Genomic DNA, 17,988 nt, shown 5'->3' with positions numbered 1-17,988 from the left:
TATTTAATTATTTTCAACCGCTCAATTAACGCGCTGGCGATAAATGATTATTTGTTACCAATTGAGTATTAAAACCATCGATATATCTAAAAATAGATAGATCATCAGCAGCAATATCTGGGGTGTTTCCAGAGATTAAATCGGCAAGCAGTTTCCCTGAACCACACGCCATAGTCCACCCTAATGTCCCATGCCCTGTATTTAAATATAGATTGCTATAGGCAGTCGGGCCGACGATAGGTGTACCATCCGGCGTCATAGGGCGTAATCCTGTCCAAAACTGAGCCTGACTGATATCTCCGCCGCCATGATACAAATCTTGTACCACCATTTTTAAGGTATCACAGCGTTTTTTCAATATATCAAGATTAAAACCAACGACTTCAGCCATTCCACCAACACGGATACGATCGTCAAATCGCGTCACCGCTATTTTATAAGTTTCATCAAGAACGGTAGAAACTGGCGCATGTGCTTCGTCAACAATTGGCATGGTGAGTGAATAGCCTTTAAGGGGATAAACGGGGATTTTTACTAATGACTGTAGGATTGCGGTAGAGTATGAGCCCATCGCAACAACGTAGCGGTCTGCGACTAAGATTTCTCCATCGATTTGAATACCGCTGATACGTTTATTATCCGTTAAAATATTTTCCACATGACAGCCAAACCTAAATTTAACCCCCGCTAATTGCGCCATTTTAGCGAGTTTTTTCGTAAATTGCTGACAATCTCCGGTTTCATCATTAGGTAAACGCAATCCTCCTGTCAGTTTATGCTGTACAAACTTTAATGCAGGCTCTGCTGTCACTAATTGTTCCGCGGAGAGTAACTCATAAGGAACACCTTCTTGCTGAAGTATTGCGATATCATTTGCAGCATTATCAAACTGCTTGGTAGTTCTAAACAGTTGTAACGTTCCACCTTCCCGTCCTTCATAACTGATCCCAGTATCCGCCCTAAGATGCCTAATACAATCACGGCTATACTCAGCAATTCTCACCATTCGGCTCTTGTTCATGGTGTAATGCTGCATATCGCAATTTTTCAGCATTTGCCACATCCAACGAAGCTGAAATAGACTACCATCAGGCTTTATCGCTAGAGGAGCATGCTTTTCAAACATCCATTTGACTGCTTTTAACGGAATGCCTGGAGCCCCCCATGGAGTTGCATAGCCTGGAGATATTTGCCCTGCGTTACCCGCACTGGTTTCTTCCGCAACATCCATTTGTCTATCAACCACTAGCACTTCATGACCTTCTTGCGCTAAATACCATGCTGTCGTGACACCAATAACACCCGCACCTAAAATGAGAACTTTCATAGAGCCTCTCTAGAACCAAATGTATTTAATGATTAGAATAATATTCTAGTTTTTATTTTCCAATACAGTTGATTAACATTTTTAACAAAAAAGTTAAATAACCCACAAAAATTCCATTCTCATTCGTCTTTCGCTATTTTATTCCAATCAAAAAATAGCCTAATCTTTTCATGTGCCTTATATATCAATTGGTTACTTTTAATTTTCTTTTTATTGTTATACGTGTGATATAAATTAAACAGAGTTTTATATTTAAAATTCAATAGAATATCCTGAATAACTTTTTTATCGCCAAATATCGAAAGCCAACACAGTGAAGAATTAACATCCAAAAATAATTAAAATTACAATATTTAAAACCAAAAAATACCATATGGATGATTTAAGCCAATCATAATAATAAAAAAGCCAGTGCTTATTTAGCACTGGCTTACAAAAAGAACGGATAACTATTATTCGGTTTAGATATTTTTAGCTAGGTCTGATGGCATAGCACTTTGCATATTATGCCAAATTGCCCCACTATCCTTACCATAATTTCTAACGCAGTCCATAATGCGGTCATAAGCTTGCTCACGGCATAAATTGCTCAGCTGCTGGTAAAAGCTAAGGGCTAAACGACGGGCTTCTGGATTAGAAAAATAGTAACGCCCAACACGGGTATATAAGCCTCTCAGACCATTAATGATCAGCCCATAGATAGGGTTACCTGATGCAAATGCTAGACCACGGAAAATATTGTAATCTAAGTCACTAAACGCATCTGAATTATCTTCTACTTTATCCTTACCCGCTAACACTTCTAATGACTCTTCTGGGTTATTACGAAATGCAGTACGGATAAAAATCGCGGCAATATTGGTACGAACCGCCAGTAAATTATCAATTAATTGAGGTACTCTGTCATGGTCGAGTTTGGCAAGTGTTTCAAGAATATTTAATCCTGAAGTCTCCCAATAGTTATTCACTTTAGTCGGTTTACCATGCTGGATAGTTAGCCACCCATCACGAGCTAAACGCTGTAAAACTTCTCGCAACGTCGTTCGTGTAACACCGATTAGCTCAGATAGCTCGCGCTCAGCCGGTAAAATTGATCCTGGTGGAAAGCGGTTGTTCCAGATACTTTCAATAATATACTCTTCCGCGAAACCTGCCGGACTTTGAGCTTTAATAACCATATTTTTATTATTCCAAACATTTTTAGACGGGCTGTGAGAAATCATATCAGATTGTCACTATCTGAGATAGTTAGCTTTCCAATAAACCATTGGCTAATCGTAAAAACCTCATATAATTAATGCATTATCTATTAGCGAATAAGCTTAATTTATGTAAAAGATAAGAGTAGTATGTAACGTGTAGTCACACAACACCAGTAAAAGAGGTTCATAAATCATAATGGATTTTAGTCTAAAAAGAGCATTTTTGAAAAATTTCTTAGGAAACTCTCCTGATTGGTTCAAACTTGTTATCATATTGTTTTTAATAATAAACCCAATTGTATTTTATTTTATTAACCCATTTATTGCCGGTTGGTTGTTAGTCGTTGAATTCATATTCACATTAGCCATGGCTTTAAAATGCTATCCGCTTCAACCTGGTGGTTTATTAGCCATTGAAGCTGTACTGATTGGCATGACCACCCCAAAGCAAATTTCTCATGAAATTAGTAATAATCTTGAAGTTATCTTGCTATTGATCTTCATGGTGGCAGGTATCTATTTCATGAAACAGCTTTTGCTGTTTGTATTCACAAAACTACTGATAAACGTACGTTCTAAACGAATTCTCTCGCTATCATTTTGCTTAGCAAGTGCGTTTTTATCTGCATTTTTAGATGCATTAACGGTCATTGCAGTGGTAATTAGCGTTTCAATTGGTTTTTATTCCATCTATCATCAATATGCGTCTCGTCAGCACAGTAATACTGATTTGCAAAATGACAGCTTCATTGATACCGCTGAGAAAAAACAAACTTTAGAGCAATTTAGAGCCTTTTTACGTAGCCTCATGATGCATGCAGGGATCGGTACGGCTCTGGGTGGAGTCATGACCATGGTGGGAGAACCTCAAAACCTCATCATAGCTAAGCATGTAGATTGGGATTTTATTACTTTTTATCTGCGTATGGCTCCCGTCACTATCCCTGTCTTTTTCTGTGGCTTAATAGTCTGTTTCTTAGTCGAAAAATTTAAGCTGTTCGGTTATGGGGCTGAATTACCCGAAACCGTTCGCCAAGTACTCACTGAGCATGATAAAAAAATGAGTGCTAAGCGCACAAAAAAAGAGCAGGCTCAACTTATCATTCAAGGGATAATTGGTATCTGGCTTATTGTCGCTTTAGCATTCCATTTGGCGGATGTAGGCTTGATTGGTCTTTCTGTCATTATTATGGCTACCGCTTTTTGCGGGATCACCGAAGAACATGCTTTAGGTAAAGCATTTGAAGAAGCGCTACCATTTACCGCGCTACTTACTGTCTTTTTCAGCGTTGTCGCCGTGATCATTGATCAGCAGCTTTTCACGCCATTTATCCAGTTTGTACTTCAATCCTCAGAGTCATCACAGCTTTCATTATTTTATCTATTTAACGGATTATTATCCGCTGTATCTGATAACGTCTTCGTAGGAACGGTGTATATTACTGAAGCGATGAAAGCGGCTAATGAAGGCTTAGTCTCGATGGAGCAATATCAACATCTTGCGGTAGCAATCAATACAGGAACCAACTTACCTTCTGTAGCGACACCAAATGGTCAAGCGGCATTCTTGTTCCTATTAACTTCAGCATTAGCGCCATTGATTCGCTTATCTTATGGGCGGATGGTATGGATGGCTTTGCCATATACCATCGTGATGACCATTGCAGGTTTATTAGGTGTAGAACTTTGGTTAATTCCAGCTACTGACTGGATGGAAAGTATAGGGCTAATCACCATACCACGCTAATAGTACCTATCTACTCATCTATTTTAAGCCGCATGATAATGAAATGCCCCCCCATAGTTGGACAACCAATTACTGGGGGGCTCTTTATAATGCGGCTTTTTTGTAATAAAACGTAAAATTTAATCTATTATTATTTTATTCTCATTTTGTCGCTTTTTTTATCATTCAGATAAAGGCAAAATGGAGCATCACTGATTAAGGGATTTTATTTATGTTCAGATTTTTTAATTACTGTTCACAGGGACGATCTGCTTGGCTACTCATGGCATTTACTGCCTTTATGCTTGAGTGTGCAGCCCTGTATTTTCAGCATATTATGAAGTTACAACCTTGTGTTATGTGTATTTATGAACGCGTTGCATTGATGGGTATTATTGCGGCAGGCTTAATTGGTGCAATTGCACCTAAAAATACACTCGTTAAAGTGATTGCTATCGGTATATGGTTGTATGCTGCATGGAGAGGCTTAGAGCTTTCATGGGAACATACCATGCTACAGCTGTACCCATCACCATTTGCTTCTTGTGATTTTTTTGTCAACTTCCCTGATTGGCTACCTCTTCAAGAGTGGGTTCCATCGGTATTTGAAGCGACCGGTGATTGTGCTGTAAGACAATGGGCATTTTTAGGTTTAGATATGCCACAGTGGCTAATTGGTATTTTTGCAGCTTACTTACTCGTGGGTATTATTGTCACTATTAGTCTATTTTTCCCTACCAAAAAATAACACTTAATAAATAGTCCATCGTTTCATTAATTGATGGACTATTTATCACTGATTTATATGCAAGCTCCACTACGGATCGCCGTCACCGCACAACGTCGACCATTGGCAAATTGGCAGACTGGCGTTTTCTCACCATTCAACTCTAAGTTTAATGAAGGCAAACCACCCGCAGAAACACAAGCTTCTTGAGCTTCTGGTCCTAAATTTACGACTTGCTGCGCATAACGAGCACCTGAATTTTCAGCCCGTGTCATTTTTTGCGATTCTGAGTTACTACACGCGGTCAATAAAATCGCCATCATTGTAGTCGCTCCCACCGTAATCACCGTTTTTAACAGAGTGTGATTTTTCCTTTTCATTCTTTTCTCCAATAATATCAAACTCTGTTTTGCCTCATTAGTGAGTACCACTTTTTGAAAACAGATTGATGATTAAAACGCCGACGATAATTAATAGCATACCAATAATTGCTGGTAAATCGAGTTTTTGGTTATAAATATAGATCGCAGCCACAGAAACCAAGACAATCCCTAATCCTGACCAGATAGCATACGCAATCCCTAATGGCATCACTTTAACAACTTGTGATAATCCCCAAAACGAAATAGCGTAACCAATAACCACAATTAATGAGGGCCAGAATCGACTAAAACCGTCGGAGGCTTTTAATGTAGTAGTGGCAATCACTTCCGCAACAATAGACATTAATAAGAATCCTAGTCCTTTCATTATTCACCTTTATTTATTCATCAATCTAAAATTTTGCAGAAATTTAACACAATAAAAAGCACCCTACTAACGTTTAATTAATACAGTGCAAAATGAATTAAATAGACTTAATGATCGGTGACTAACACTTGTTTGCCACTAAATACCGTCCTATAACGGATATAGATAAACAAACACCAAGTGAGAGCCAAGATACTGATGACCGCCCCCACATAACCAATGTTAGTCATACCCATATGTGTAATAACTTGATTGCCTAATAACGCGCCCGCACCAATACCTATATTGAATAATCCAGAGAAAATAGACATAGCCACATCCGTCGCATCAGGCGCCAAATCAAGAACCTTGACTTGAATACCCAGACTAATGCACATAATGGCAATCCCCCAAAAAATAGAAATACCGACAATGGTCCAAACGTTGCCACTTAATGGCATAAATAGCGCTAAACAAATCGTGAGTAAGACAATCGATGCAGGTAAGAATGTGAGCGTAAAACGGCTACTGTAGCGACTAAATAACACACTACCAAAAATACCCGCGCCACCAAAAATCAATAATAGTAGAGTGGCAAAGTTTTGACTCTGTAAAGCGACATCACGAATAAAAGGCTCAATATAACTGTACGCCGTAAAATGTGCCGTAATAACTACTGTAATCAATACAAATACACCGATTAATGCAGGACGTTTAAAAATAATAGGTAAGCTTTTTAAGGAGCCAGAATGTTCGCTTGGCAAGCGTGGTAAAAAACGTAAGAGTACAATCATGGTAAATAAAGCAAGCACACCAATGCACAAGAATGTGACTCGCCATCCCATCCATTGCCCTATCACTCGGCCTAGAGGTAACCCCAATACCGTAGCAAGTGCCGTTCCCGTCGCTAATAAGCCCAATGCTTGAGCCTTCTTACCCGATGGTGCAACACGGATTGCTAATGAAGCGGTAATGGACCAAAAAATAGCATGTGATAATGCAATGCCAACACGAGCGATAATCAATACTTCAAAGCTCCATGCTATCCCGCACAGAATATGACTGAGGATAAATATAATAAATAGGATCCCCAATAACTTTCGCCTCTCAAACTTGCCCGTCAATAACATTAAAGGTAAGGACATAACGGCAACAACCCATGCATAGATGGTGATCATCAACCCTGTGTGGGCAACCGTCATGTGGAAGCTTTCTGCAATATCACTGAGTAATGCTACAGGAACAAATTCGGTAGTATTAAAGACAAAAGCAGCAACGGAAAGTGCTAATACACGTATCCACGCTGTGGTTATGGAAACCTGGGACATGGTTTACTACACCCTATTGATGATAATTAAGGCCAATAATAGCCTTTAGTTCATTTTTGTGAATAATATCACACTAGTCATTCATCTTTAAAGGATTGAAAATCCTCATAATCACTCAATGCCCACATAGCAGGATAATTCATTTACCTTCCTATATCCCCCTAGTTTGAAAAGCGACAGATTTGTTTCTTCTATGCTACAATCTGCAAATTACTTTTTATCCTTACAGGAATTCATAAATGAAAACCCATTTTCCAACAGAGCCAGACGTAAATACCTTAGCTGATGAAGTGACTTGTTTAAAAAATTTAGTAACTCACATGCTTAAAGCTATTGGTCAAGCCGATGCAGGTAAAATCCTGATCAAAATGCAACGTGAAGTGGCTTCAATGGAAGACGATAAGCAGGCAGAGACATACAAAAATATCTTAGAACAAATTAAAGCGGGTTATCGTCAATAAGATATTTAACGATAAATGCGATTTTGGATTATTGTAGGTAAAACGCATTTCAAACTGCACAAAAACCTAAGTATCAATATCTAAAATCCTTTATCTTTGATCTCGAATTAAACCATTCTTTATTCATTTAGCTCCCCCTTCAGATCCCTATGAAGGGGGCTTTTTTTTGCCTAAAATTCTATTCTTAGCTTGATACCCACAGATTAAAAAAGGGAAACACACTGTATTTCCCTTTCGTTGTATCTCAATTTTTATTAGCGCGGTGACTATTTCAGGTATTGACCTGAACGTAGTGCTTCAATACGTTTGTCTAATGGTGGGTGCGATAAAAATAATTCACTAAATGCTTTACCTCGGCCATTAATGCAAAATGCCATCAGACGCCCTTCTTCCTGTGGCTCATAACTGGTTTTTAAGCGCTGTAAGGCAGCAATCATTTTCTCTTTACCCACTAATTTCGCAGAACCAGCATCCGCATGGAACTCACGATGACGAGAGAACCACATGGTAATAATGCTCGCTAAGATACCAAATACAATCTCCAGCACCATGGATACGGCAAAGTAAACCATTGGATTACCATTGCTACTTTCACTTTCGTTGTCATTATTATTCGACATAAAACCAGCAGCGACTTGAGCCAGAATACGCGAAATAAAGATAACAAAGGTATTTACCACGCCTTGTAATAAGGTCATAGTCACCATGTCACCATTTGCGATATGGCTAACTTCATGAGCAATAACCGCCTCAGCTTCATCACGGCTCATGTTTTCCAATAATCCAGTGCTTACCGCAACCAAAGAAGCATCACGACGCGCACCCGTTGCAAATGCGTTAATATCTGGGGCATGGTAAATAGCAACTTGAGGCATCTGAATACCTACCTGTTGAGCTTGGCGGCTAACGGTATTCACCAACCACCGTTCCATCTCATTACGTGGTTGTTCGATAACTTCACCACCCACTGACTTTAATGCCATCCATTTAGACATCAGCAATGAGATAAATGCCCCACCGAAGCCAAATAATGCAGCCATAATCAGCAGACCTTGTGCGCTACTTCCACGTATCCCGGTTAAACTTAAAATAATCCCGAACACAAACATAACAGCTAAGTTTGTGAGCAAGAATAAAGCAATTCTCATCATTTTTTATAGTTCCCTTAGTAAAAACCAATACCACGACAAATTTACTTTATAAATAAGGTTTTTTCACACTATTTCAAGCCCATTAACAGGAAAAAACCATAAAACAACATATCTTTACACACACAAATAAAAAATGCCGTCTTAATAGACGGCATCTAGGTGATATACAACATTTTGCTCATACAACTCCCAGCAAAAATATCAAGTTAGTTTAGCTCGTTTTAGTCTTCGCTTTACCGGCTTTGTCTTTAGAGACTTTAGCTGTAGTTTTTGCTGAAGATTTAGCTTTGTCCGCTTTGGCTTTATCGGCTTTGGCTTTATCAGCTTTAGCTTTGTCTGCTTTAGCTTTGTCTGCTTTAGCTTTGTCTGCTTTGGCTTTATCGGCTTTGGCTTTGTCGGCTTTCGCTTTGTCGGCTTTCGCTTTATCCGCCTTATCCTTCACAGCTTTAGAGGTTTCTTTCTCTTTAGCCTTGGCTTTATCTGCTTTATCCTTAGTTACTTTGGAGGCTTCCTTCTCTTTAGCTTTAGCCTTATCAGCCGAGCCTTTTACTGCTTTAGAGGTTTCCTTCTCCGTATCTTTTGCTTTACTACTTGCCTTTGATGCCTTTTCTTTTGCAGTTTTACTCATGTTATCACCCGTCTCTTTGATAGAATCTACCGCAGATGGTTTGCTCGCCTGCTTTGCTACACCCGCCCCAATACCTGTACTAATGCCTGCACTTTTGTTAATTGAGTTTTTCAATTCAGTTGTACAAACTTGTTCTGAACGGCTAGTACTGCCGTCCTTACAAATAAATTGCCCATTATCACAATGGCTAATTCCACCTTTGGCTCCAGAGCAAGGATAATTTCTTGCACTTGCGGTACCAATAGATGAAATCAAACAAGCCACTACAGCGAATAAGCCAACCAGCGTTTTACTCATTGTTTTGCCTCATTAATAAGGAACATTCAACTGAAGTGTAGGATATATTTAAAAAAGAGAAAGAAAACCAACCACTTTTTTTGCATAAAAGCCAAGGTATCATCATTGGAAGAATATCTAATAAAAGCAATGCGTTATATATCAATAAATTAAAAAATAAGGCCAGCATATGCTGGCCTTATTTATTTCGAACTTATTTTTATTATTTTGTACCTGAAAGCATCTTAGTGTTTTGATTAGAAAGGTCTATTGCCATTTTAACTGTTTCATCTAAGTATGGATCTGGCCCTTCATAGTCTTTAGGTAAATCATCAATAGATTTTAATAACGGCTTACCTTGCTTCACATTACGTTCATTAATGCGCTTTAACTTGGTGGCTTCTATTTCATTATCTTCTTTCAAACGCTGAGCATAATTAAGAGAAATCAAGTTTTTAGTTTCTTTCAACGTTTTATAACGAGCAATGTCTTCATCAATATACTTAAATTCAGGGTCAACGTTAATACGCGCTAAATGTTTAGTTTTGATGGCTGACAAATCTGGCGCTATATCTCCAGCTTTCGTGTAATTTGCTGGAGGAATGCTATCCCAAGGTAATGCATTGTCTTCAAAGCTTTCCCCTGTTTCAGCAGGGTCTTGTCCTGTAGGCATCACAACATCAGGAGTAACACCTTCTCGCTGAGTACTACCACCATTAACACGATAGAATTTTTGGATGGTATATTGCACTGAACCTAAAGATGGCCATTCTGGCTTCAACATTTGGTCATAGACACGACTTATGCTTCTGTGTTGTTGAACGGTTCCTTTACCAAAGGTTGGCTCTCCCACAATTAATGCTCGACCGTAATCCTGCATGGCCGCAGCAAAAATTTCAGAAGCTGAAGCACTAAAGCGATCAACTAAAACGACTAATGGCCCTTTGTAGTAAATAACATCATCATCATCCGCATCTTGACGCACTTGACCATTGTTATCACGAACTTGAACAATAGGACCTTTATTAATAAATAAACCAGATAATGCCACTGCTTCCGTTAATGCTCCGCCACCATTGCCCCGCAAGTCAATAATTAGAGCCGAGACATTTTCTTTCGCCATTTTTTGGAGTTCAGCTTTTACATCATTCGTTAAACCGACGTAGAAACCTGGAATATCTAATACACCAACTTTCTCTTTGCCTTGCTGCTTGATTGTCAGTTTTACGGCTCTATCTTCGAGTCGAATCTGCTCCCTCACTATGGTGACTATGCGTGGCTTCGCCCCCTTAGTATCAGAAACAACCTCCAGACGAACTTGGCTACCTTTCGGTCCCTTAATTAATGCAACAACATCATCCAAACGCCAACCGACAACATCCACAATCGGTTTACCGACTTGACCAACACCAATAATTTTATCCCCTACTTTCAACTCTTTACTCTTAGCTGCTGGACCTCCTGCCACTAAGGAATTGATCGTAGTGTTATCATCATCCTGTTGTAAAACCGCACCAATACCCTCAAGAGATAAACTCATTTCTGAATTGAATTGTTCAGTACTGCGCGGAGATAAATAGCTTGTATGCGGGTCAATTTCTCTGGCAAACGCATTGATAATTAACTGGAATACATCTTCACTTTGCGCTTGTGTCAATCGTTTTAAAGCAAATTTATAGCGCTTAGTTAATTTTTCTTTAATTTCCTTGTCATCTTTACCTGACAACTTCAAGCTTAACCAGTCATAACGGACCTTTTGATCCCACAAACGGTCTAGCTCTTGCTTATCTTTAGGCCAAGGCGACTTAGAGCGATCAACTTCAATAGAATCGTGCGCATTTAGATCCATCGGTTGGTCTAAACGCGCAAGCGCATATTGAAAACGTTCAAATCGACGTTGCTGAGAAAGGTTATACAGGTCATAAAACTTATCTAACTTGCCATCTTCAAGCCATTCACCCACTTGCGCTTTATCTTTCGCATATTGGTCGATGTCAGATTGAAGTAAAACATTATGCCCGAAATCTAACATGTTCAGATAACGGTCAAATATTTTCCCAGAAAACTCCTTGTCTAAGTCGAATTGACGATAATGTGAGCGAGTGAAACGTGATGTTACCCTTTCGCTAACAGTACCATGCTGTGTATTCTGCTTTAAAACAGGCAACTGGGCAGCAGTGACCGGAGCCACTGCTTGAGTATTAGCTATTGCAGTGCCGAAAGTTGCGAGACTAACGACAAAAGCAATTTTAAGTAATTTGTTCATGACCTGAGTGACCTCCGTATCAGAACTTTAAATGTTCCGCGCGCACAATCATTGCCAAACCAGACGGCAATTGAACCCTAACACCATCTTTGGCAATTTCCAGTACAGAGGCATCCATCATGCTGGAACCAACTTTAACTTTTAGCGCCTGACCGACGTTAAGTGTGTTGATATCAGTCACTGACTTCAAATTCTGTTCAGCTTCATTGCTACGAGATTTTGTCGGAGCTGTATTTTGTGGGCGTTCTTTTTTGTCTGATGGACGGCGACGAGAAGAGTTCTCTTTATTCGCATCAGTATTGCGTGCAGCTTTATCACTCGGTTTTTTTGCAGCTGGACGCTTTTGCGTTTTTTGCTGCTCCGCGCGCTGAGCTTGAACTCTTGCTTTGGCTTCAGCTAACTGTTGACGAGCATGGGCAATGTGTTCTGCATCTAATTCACCGCAGTCATCTCCATTTAAGTCAACACGCTTTGCTCCCTCTTTAACACCGTAGAGATAACGCCAGCTAGATGTGTACATCCGTAACGCAGAACGTAATTGCGTTTTGCTAATACCATCTTCTTCGGTCAAACTTCCTACGATATCTTGAAAAATTCCGACTTTAAGCGGACGTGCTTCGCCTTCAGCGATAAAACAGCGTGGAAAACGCTCTGCCAAAAATGCGATAACTTCTTTACTACTATTCAACTTAGGTTGATTTTCCATGAAATTTCCTGATAACAACGATTTTGCCAACCTCACGGGCATGAACAAGCCGACATTATAATCGTGTTGCTGACAATTGCCACGTTCCTATTAATTTTACATACTAATATTTAGTAATATTTTGGCATAGAACACATAGCCAAGTGTTGGCACAACTGGTCTGTAAGGTATTGAAGCCCTTCTTCATCTTCTTGATTGAATTGACCAATATTTGGGCTATCTATATCTAAAACCCCTATAATTTGGTCATTTACCCTTAGAGGAAAAACGATTTCAGCGTTACTTGCTGCATCACACGCGATATGACCGGGGAATGCATGCACATCTTCCACTCGTTGAGTTTGGTTGTGGGTAAATGCCAATCCACAAACTCCCTTATCGAATGGAATGCGTACGCAGGCAACTTTTCCTTGGAATGGACCAAGAACCAATTCTTGTCCATTATTCAAGTAAAAGCCAACCCAGTTAACACCTGATAGGCGTTCAAATAATAATGCACTGGTATTTGCTAAACTGGCAATTAAATCATACTCTCCAGCAAGTAGTGCAGACAAACTATCTGAAAGTTCGAGATAATACTTCTTTTTATCCATATATTTTTTGTAATACGTAAATAAGTAAAAACATTAGTAAGCGTAGACCCAAGGTTAGCAAGTTGTCACTTTTGCGTAAATTTTTTTACACTAGATTACATGCAAGTTAATTAATACAATGAGCACATATGAACCACATTAATCATACTGCCATGATTTTGCAACGATGTTGCTATTGCAACCAAAAAATAATGACTCCCCCCTTTCAATCAAGACAAGTCATTGTTTGTCCTAAATGTTCTAGTCAATTAAACGATGGCCGTTCTTGGTCACTACGTCGACTATCACTATTATCTATTACTTTATTGATGCTCGCGCCTATTGCTTTTTGGCAACCGCTCATCTCAATTCATCTTTTTGGTACACAAATAAATGCCAATGTATTGGAAGGAATTAGGTTAATTAGCCAGCAAGGTGACCCTTTTACCGCCAGCATAGTCGCTTTTTGTGCTATCGCCGCCCCGCTATTATTGCCCATTTCTATCTTATACTTAGTATTAGCTCGCTACTTAGGCATGAATATGCGGCCTGTTTTATTAGTGATGAAACATTTAAAAGAGTGGGTGATGCTAGATGTATATCTCGTTGGATTAGGAATTGCTGCAATCAAAATGCAGGATTATGCCACTGTGGATATTGGCCATGGCCTTATAGCCTTCACTACAATGACCATATTGAGTTTACTTATCTTGATTCACATTAATCTTGATGAATTGTGGCGGCGACTTTATCCGATGAAAGAGCAGGCTAATGCGCCTCATGCATTAGTCTGTACCGCTTGTCACTTTACCGGATCTCCTAATAAAAAAGGGAAATGTCAGCGATGCCATCGACCACTTCACTATCGTGAACCATTAAGTTTACAAAAAACCTGGGCAGCGTTGATCGCCGCCATGGTGCTATTGTTTCCTGCTAATCTTCTGCCAATTTCAATTTTTTATTTGAATGGGCAACGGATGGAAGACACCATTTATTCTGGGGTTGTTTCGTTGATTGACTCTGGAAATTGGCCGATTGCAATGATTGTGTTTATTGCCAGTATTTTGGTGCCATTTGTAAAAATAATCATCATGATACTGTTACTATTTTCGATTCAATTAAACAGTCATACTGACCCTGTTTTACGCATGAAATTACTTAAATTTGTTTCATGGATTGGGCGTTGGTCAATGTTAGATTTATTTGTTATTGCACTCATGATGACACTCGTCAACCGCGATCTATTGATGTCATTTACAATGGGACCTGCGGCCTTATATTTTGGTACCGCTGTTATTTTAACTATCCTTGCCGTTGAGTGGTTAGACAGTCGATTAATTTGGGATTCTTATGGAAAATCAAAAGCAAAAAAGTGAACCTAATGAAGAGGTTCCAGAAGCTATCACGCGTAAAAGAGTGAGAATATCACCCTTTTGGCTTCTACCGATTATTGCCATTCTGATCGCGGGCTGGCTACTATTCCAACAATGGGTCGAACGTGGTACCGAAATCACCATTCAATTTTCATCGGCATCGGGAGTCGTTGCTGGCCGAACCCCTATTCGTTACCAGGGTGTTGAAGTCGGCATGGTGCAAACCGTGACTATCAGTGATGATATGAAAAGCATCATAGTCACTGCCAGAATTAATAAAGATATGCGTTCAGCACTGACAACTGGCACTCGCTTCTGGCTCATAACGCCAAAAGCATCGCTAGCTGGCGTATCTGGCTTAGATGCATTAGTTGGAGGCAACTATATTGGGATGCAGCCTGGCACAGGCTCCCCCAAAGAACGGTTTGTTGCTTTAGATGCTCAGCCCCAGCGCAATATTAATGAAGGTGAATTACTCATTTACCTGACCGCAAGTGACCTCGGCTCTATCAATGAAAATTCTGCAATTTATTATCGTAAGGTTCCTGTAGGCTATATTTCTGATTATTCACTTCTACCGGATAATGGAGGCGTATCAATCGCCGCTATTATCAAAAAACGCTATGTCAATTTGGTTCGCCAAGATAGCCAGTTTTGGAATGCCTCTGGTATTGAAGGTGGCTTTAATCTCAATTCTGGCGCTAATATTAAAATGGAAAGTCTCTCCGCGGTAATTAATGGCGCAATCTCTTTTGACTCTCCCGCAAATAGTCTTCCGGCTCAAGAGGGGCAGCATTATGTTTTGCAAAACAGTAAAGATGCCATTATTCCCTTAGACCAAAAGGGAAAAGAAGACTTGCAGCTTAAGCTTACCGCGTTAGATACATTTGGGGTTGATGTTGGACAACCCGTCATTTATCGTGGCATTAAAGTCGGCCAAGTGTTACAGCGTCACTTATCCAATGACAATGTCGAATTCCAAATTACCGTTTTTGATGAATTTAAGCACCTAGTTAAACATGATAGTAAATTTGTTGCGAATAGCCGAGTGGATGTACAGCTTGGTATGACTGGTGTGCAATTCCAAGGAGCTACCCCCCAGGAATGGCTTGATGGAGGGCTACATATCATCCCAGGTAAAGGTAAAGATGACCTACCCGTAGCCTTTCCTCTATACCGTACAGATGACAATGCTAAAGCGGGAATTTTAGGTGCAGCACCCCCTACTACTATTACTTTAAATACTTCAACATTACCCGATATTCAACAAGGTTCAGTTGTCCTTTATCGCCAATTTGAAGTTGGTAAAATTGTTTCGATTAAACCTAATAATGATGGGTTTGCCGTCAACATCTATATATCTGGTCAATATCGTCATTTACTCACGCCGCAGAGTGTATTTTGGGCTGAGGGTGGTGCAAAAGTACAATTAAATGCAAATGGGTTAACGGTACAAGCCTCACCATTGAGCCGAGCATTTAGTGGTGCAATTAGTTTTGATAATATCCAAGTCGGCACACCTGACTCTTCTCGTCAGCATACTCTTTATCCTTCAGAAACAGCTGCGAAAGCGATTGGTAGCGCAGTGATACTCACCACTTTCGATGCATCTAAATTATCTGAAGGAATGCCAATTCGTTACTTGGGTATCAATATTGGGCAAATCGAATCATTAAAACTGTCTGCCGATAATCGCGAAGTCCGAGCTAAGGCTATTTTATATCCTGAATATGTCGCAAACTTCACAAAAATAGGTACACGTTTCGCGATTGTGACGCCTGAGTTGTCACCATCAGGCTTCAATAACCTCGACACACTACTCCAACCTTATATCAGTGCCGAGCCAGGACGGAGTAATAAGAGTCGTTTCCAATTTGAGCTGCAAACTGCAAATATCACTGATTCTCGTTATTTAGATGGCTTAACTATCTTCCTTGATGCCTCTGAGGCGGGATCAATCCAAGTTGGGACACCAATTTTATTCAGAGGCTTAGAAATTGGTACAGTCACAGGGTTATATTTGGGAGAGCTTTCCGATCGTGTTTATGTTGCAACGCGTATTGGCAAAGAATACCAATACCTAATCCGTGATAATACTCAATTCTGGTTATCTTCTGGCTATAATCTCGCATTTGGCTTGACAGGCGGCGTGGTAAAAAGTGGTACCTTTAAACAGTTTGTCCGTGGTGGCATTTCATTGGCAACACCACCAACAGTACCTTTAGCGCCTCGCGCCAAAGCAGATCAGCATTTCATTCTGAAATTAGAACCTCCTGCTGATTGGTTAGACTGGGGAACCCCTATTCCTAAAAAATAATCGCTATCTGGCGTAATGTTTTCAGCATTACGCCATTCCCGCCCCAGCCCTCATAAAAAAATATTTTGGAAATAGATTCCATTTATACTATGCTTAATTCCGTTGGGCAGGTTTTTTATTGTAAAAATAACAAGTAAAGAGGAATTATTATGTGCATAGTTAAATTGAAAATATCTTCCTATGAAATCAATGATGCGGTTATGCCTGAAAAATATCATGATACCCTCAGTATCCCTTGCGATTCTGATTCCGAGTTTTGTATGCAATTAGATGGCTGGGATGAACATACCAGTATCCCTGCAACAATTGATGAAAAACCGGTACTCCTTTATCGTCAACGTTACGATAAAGAAAATCATCATTGGGTGATGAGAGTTGCCTAATGAAGCTGATGTTTACTCGTGTAATGCAGATGGTAAGCAACGTTGCTCTTGAAGAGATGATTCGATGGGAAATGATATGCAAAAAAAGAGGCCTGGTAGATTCCGATTACCGGGCCTTGGGAAATGGCTCTGGCAGAGCCGTGCGCTAAAATTGCCATTGAGACGTAACAAAGTACAATCTAATACTAGCTTCCAAAGCACGTTCTTACCACTTTAATTATCAATTTATTTACATATTTTTAACACAAATTATTGTTTGATTCTCTAAAGTTTAGCTCTTTGCATGATAAGTTAAACCGATCCGAACAATCACTAAAATTGTTCAAAAATCATTCCCTTGATATCACTGACGAAATGCTAGTAGCTTGAAATTATTTAAGTTACAGATTAATACCATCGATTAATCTAATTACAGATTAAAATTAAAAATATCAGATAAGTATTAAACTATTGTTTACTCACATAATTTTTGTGCTGCTTGTTTTAATGGTAAGATACGCTCTTCAGTGGTTTTTTTCGAATCTGATGGTGCAAGTAATACATCAATGGGTTGAGCTTGGATCTGTTTTTTTTCCATTAAGTCCTGTGCGATATCGTTCAAAGGGTACTGCATCAATGTTGATGGATTGATAACTATTAGTGCACCATTACTCCGACACTCCAGCATCACCTCCTCACGCTTTAATGGCCAGTCTGCACCAAACTGTTTTTTACTTACAGACGTTAATGGCGCAGCAAAAGCTGAACTAACTGTACAGCCGAGTAATAACGAACAAACGATTAATGTGTGTTTCATCAAAATAACCTTTGAATACA

The 17,988-nt window shown here is 39.6% G+C and carries 17 protein-coding genes; 6 read left to right on the top strand and 11 right to left on the bottom strand.

Annotated elements, in window-relative coordinates:
* Positions 1 to 25: 25 nt before the first annotated feature.
* Both PR761_RS02745 and fadR read right to left on the bottom strand, forming a co-directional pair.
* Positions 26 to 1,327, bottom strand: a complete 1,302-nt coding sequence (locus PR761_RS02745) for a D-amino acid dehydrogenase (RefSeq protein ID WP_154611139.1) — start codon at positions 1,325 to 1,327, stop codon at positions 26 to 28.
* A 461-nt stretch (positions 1,328 to 1,788) separates the two neighbouring features.
* Positions 1,789 to 2,505, bottom strand: coding sequence for a fatty acid metabolism transcriptional regulator FadR (gene fadR / locus PR761_RS02740; RefSeq protein WP_039854370.1), 717 nt, complete (start codon positions 2,503 to 2,505; stop codon positions 1,789 to 1,791).
* Between the two features lie 220 nt (positions 2,506 to 2,725).
* On the opposite strand from fadR, the gene nhaB reads away from it, so the two are divergent.
* On the top strand, positions 2,726 to 4,276 hold the full coding sequence (nhaB, locus tag PR761_RS02735; RefSeq protein WP_006812863.1) for a sodium/proton antiporter NhaB: 1,551 nt from the start codon (positions 2,726 to 2,728) through the stop codon (positions 4,274 to 4,276).
* Positions 4,277 to 4,487: 211 nt separating this feature from the next.
* Positions 4,488 to 5,003, top strand: a complete 516-nt coding sequence (dsbB, locus tag PR761_RS02730) for a disulfide bond formation protein DsbB (protein ID WP_039854022.1) — start codon at positions 4,488 to 4,490, stop codon at positions 5,001 to 5,003.
* A 53-nt stretch (positions 5,004 to 5,056) separates the two neighbouring features.
* Here dsbB and PR761_RS02725 read toward each other — a convergent pair whose 3' ends face one another.
* The 3 genes from PR761_RS02725 to PR761_RS02715 all read right to left on the bottom strand — a co-directional run bounded on the left by PR761_RS02725 (position 5,057) and on the right by PR761_RS02715 (position 7,039).
* The gene (locus PR761_RS02725; protein ID WP_039854021.1) at positions 5,057 to 5,362 is read right to left on the bottom strand and encodes a DUF333 domain-containing protein; all 306 of its coding nucleotides are present in this window, start codon (positions 5,360 to 5,362) and stop codon (positions 5,057 to 5,059) included.
* A gap of 37 nt (positions 5,363 to 5,399) precedes the next feature.
* Entirely contained in the window at positions 5,400 to 5,732 is a 333-nt protein-coding gene (locus tag PR761_RS02720; protein ID WP_006812860.1) for a DMT family transporter, read from the bottom strand.
* Between the two features lie 107 nt (positions 5,733 to 5,839).
* Positions 5,840 to 7,039, bottom strand: a complete 1,200-nt coding sequence (locus tag PR761_RS02715) for a sugar transporter (RefSeq protein ID WP_112836857.1) — start codon at positions 7,037 to 7,039, stop codon at positions 5,840 to 5,842.
* Between the two features lie 239 nt (positions 7,040 to 7,278).
* Between PR761_RS02715 and PR761_RS02710 the strand changes: the two genes are divergently transcribed.
* A complete protein-coding gene (locus PR761_RS02710) occupies positions 7,279 to 7,500 on the top strand; it encodes a DUF2594 family protein (protein ID WP_006812858.1) in 222 nt (73 codons plus the stop codon).
* A gap of 266 nt (positions 7,501 to 7,766) precedes the next feature.
* Here PR761_RS02710 and htpX read toward each other — a convergent pair whose 3' ends face one another.
* From htpX to PR761_RS02685, 5 genes are all read right to left on the bottom strand, one after another.
* Positions 7,767 to 8,651 carry a protease HtpX gene (htpX, locus tag PR761_RS02705; protein ID WP_006815280.1) on the bottom strand — a complete coding sequence of 295 codons (885 nt, stop codon included), beginning with the start codon at positions 8,649 to 8,651 and terminating at the stop codon, positions 7,767 to 7,769.
* Between the two features lie 211 nt (positions 8,652 to 8,862).
* Positions 8,863 to 9,576: a cell envelope biogenesis protein TolA gene (locus PR761_RS02700; RefSeq protein ID WP_112836861.1), complete on the bottom strand. Its 714-nt coding sequence runs from the start codon at positions 9,574 to 9,576 to the stop codon at positions 8,863 to 8,865.
* A gap of 202 nt (positions 9,577 to 9,778) precedes the next feature.
* Positions 9,779 to 11,821, bottom strand: coding sequence for a carboxy terminal-processing peptidase (gene prc, locus PR761_RS02695; RefSeq protein ID WP_006815282.1), 2,043 nt, complete (start codon positions 11,819 to 11,821; stop codon positions 9,779 to 9,781).
* Positions 11,822 to 11,840: 19 nt separating this feature from the next.
* On the bottom strand, positions 11,841 to 12,527 hold the full coding sequence (proQ, locus tag PR761_RS02690; protein ID WP_039855225.1) for an RNA chaperone ProQ: 687 nt from the start codon (positions 12,525 to 12,527) through the stop codon (positions 11,841 to 11,843).
* A 110-nt stretch (positions 12,528 to 12,637) separates the two neighbouring features.
* Entirely contained in the window at positions 12,638 to 13,120 is a 483-nt protein-coding gene (locus PR761_RS02685) for a GAF domain-containing protein (protein WP_006815284.1), read from the bottom strand.
* 128 nt (positions 13,121 to 13,248) lie between these two features.
* On the opposite strand from PR761_RS02685, the gene yebS reads away from it, so the two are divergent.
* From yebS to PR761_RS02670, 3 genes are all read left to right on the top strand, one after another.
* Positions 13,249 to 14,475 carry a membrane integrity lipid transport subunit YebS gene (gene yebS, locus PR761_RS02680; protein ID WP_039855227.1) on the top strand — a complete coding sequence of 409 codons (1,227 nt, stop codon included), beginning with the start codon at positions 13,249 to 13,251 and terminating at the stop codon, positions 14,473 to 14,475.
* Positions 14,450 to 16,789, top strand: a complete 2,340-nt coding sequence (locus PR761_RS02675) for a PqiB family protein (RefSeq protein WP_006815286.1) — start codon at positions 14,450 to 14,452, stop codon at positions 16,787 to 16,789. Before yebS ends, PR761_RS02675 begins: the two co-directional genes overlap by 26 nt.
* Before the next feature lie 149 nt (positions 16,790 to 16,938).
* Positions 16,939 to 17,172, top strand: a complete 234-nt coding sequence (locus PR761_RS02670; RefSeq protein WP_006815287.1) for a DUF1480 family protein — start codon at positions 16,939 to 16,941, stop codon at positions 17,170 to 17,172.
* 454 nt (positions 17,173 to 17,626) lie between these two features.
* Here the strand turns inward: PR761_RS02670 and PR761_RS02665 are convergent, their stop codons facing one another.
* Positions 17,627 to 17,968 carry a DUF2511 domain-containing protein gene (locus PR761_RS02665; protein WP_006815289.1) on the bottom strand — a complete coding sequence of 114 codons (342 nt, stop codon included), beginning with the start codon at positions 17,966 to 17,968 and terminating at the stop codon, positions 17,627 to 17,629.
* Positions 17,969 to 17,988: the final 20 nt, after the last annotated feature.

The sequence above is a fragment of the Providencia sp. PROV210 genome (assembly GCF_028479445.1).
In the GTDB taxonomy this organism is placed as follows: Bacteria; Pseudomonadota; Gammaproteobacteria; order Enterobacterales; family Enterobacteriaceae; genus Providencia; species Providencia rustigianii.
Note: the sequence above shows the minus strand (reverse complement) of the source record. Positions and strands in the feature narration are given on the sequence as shown.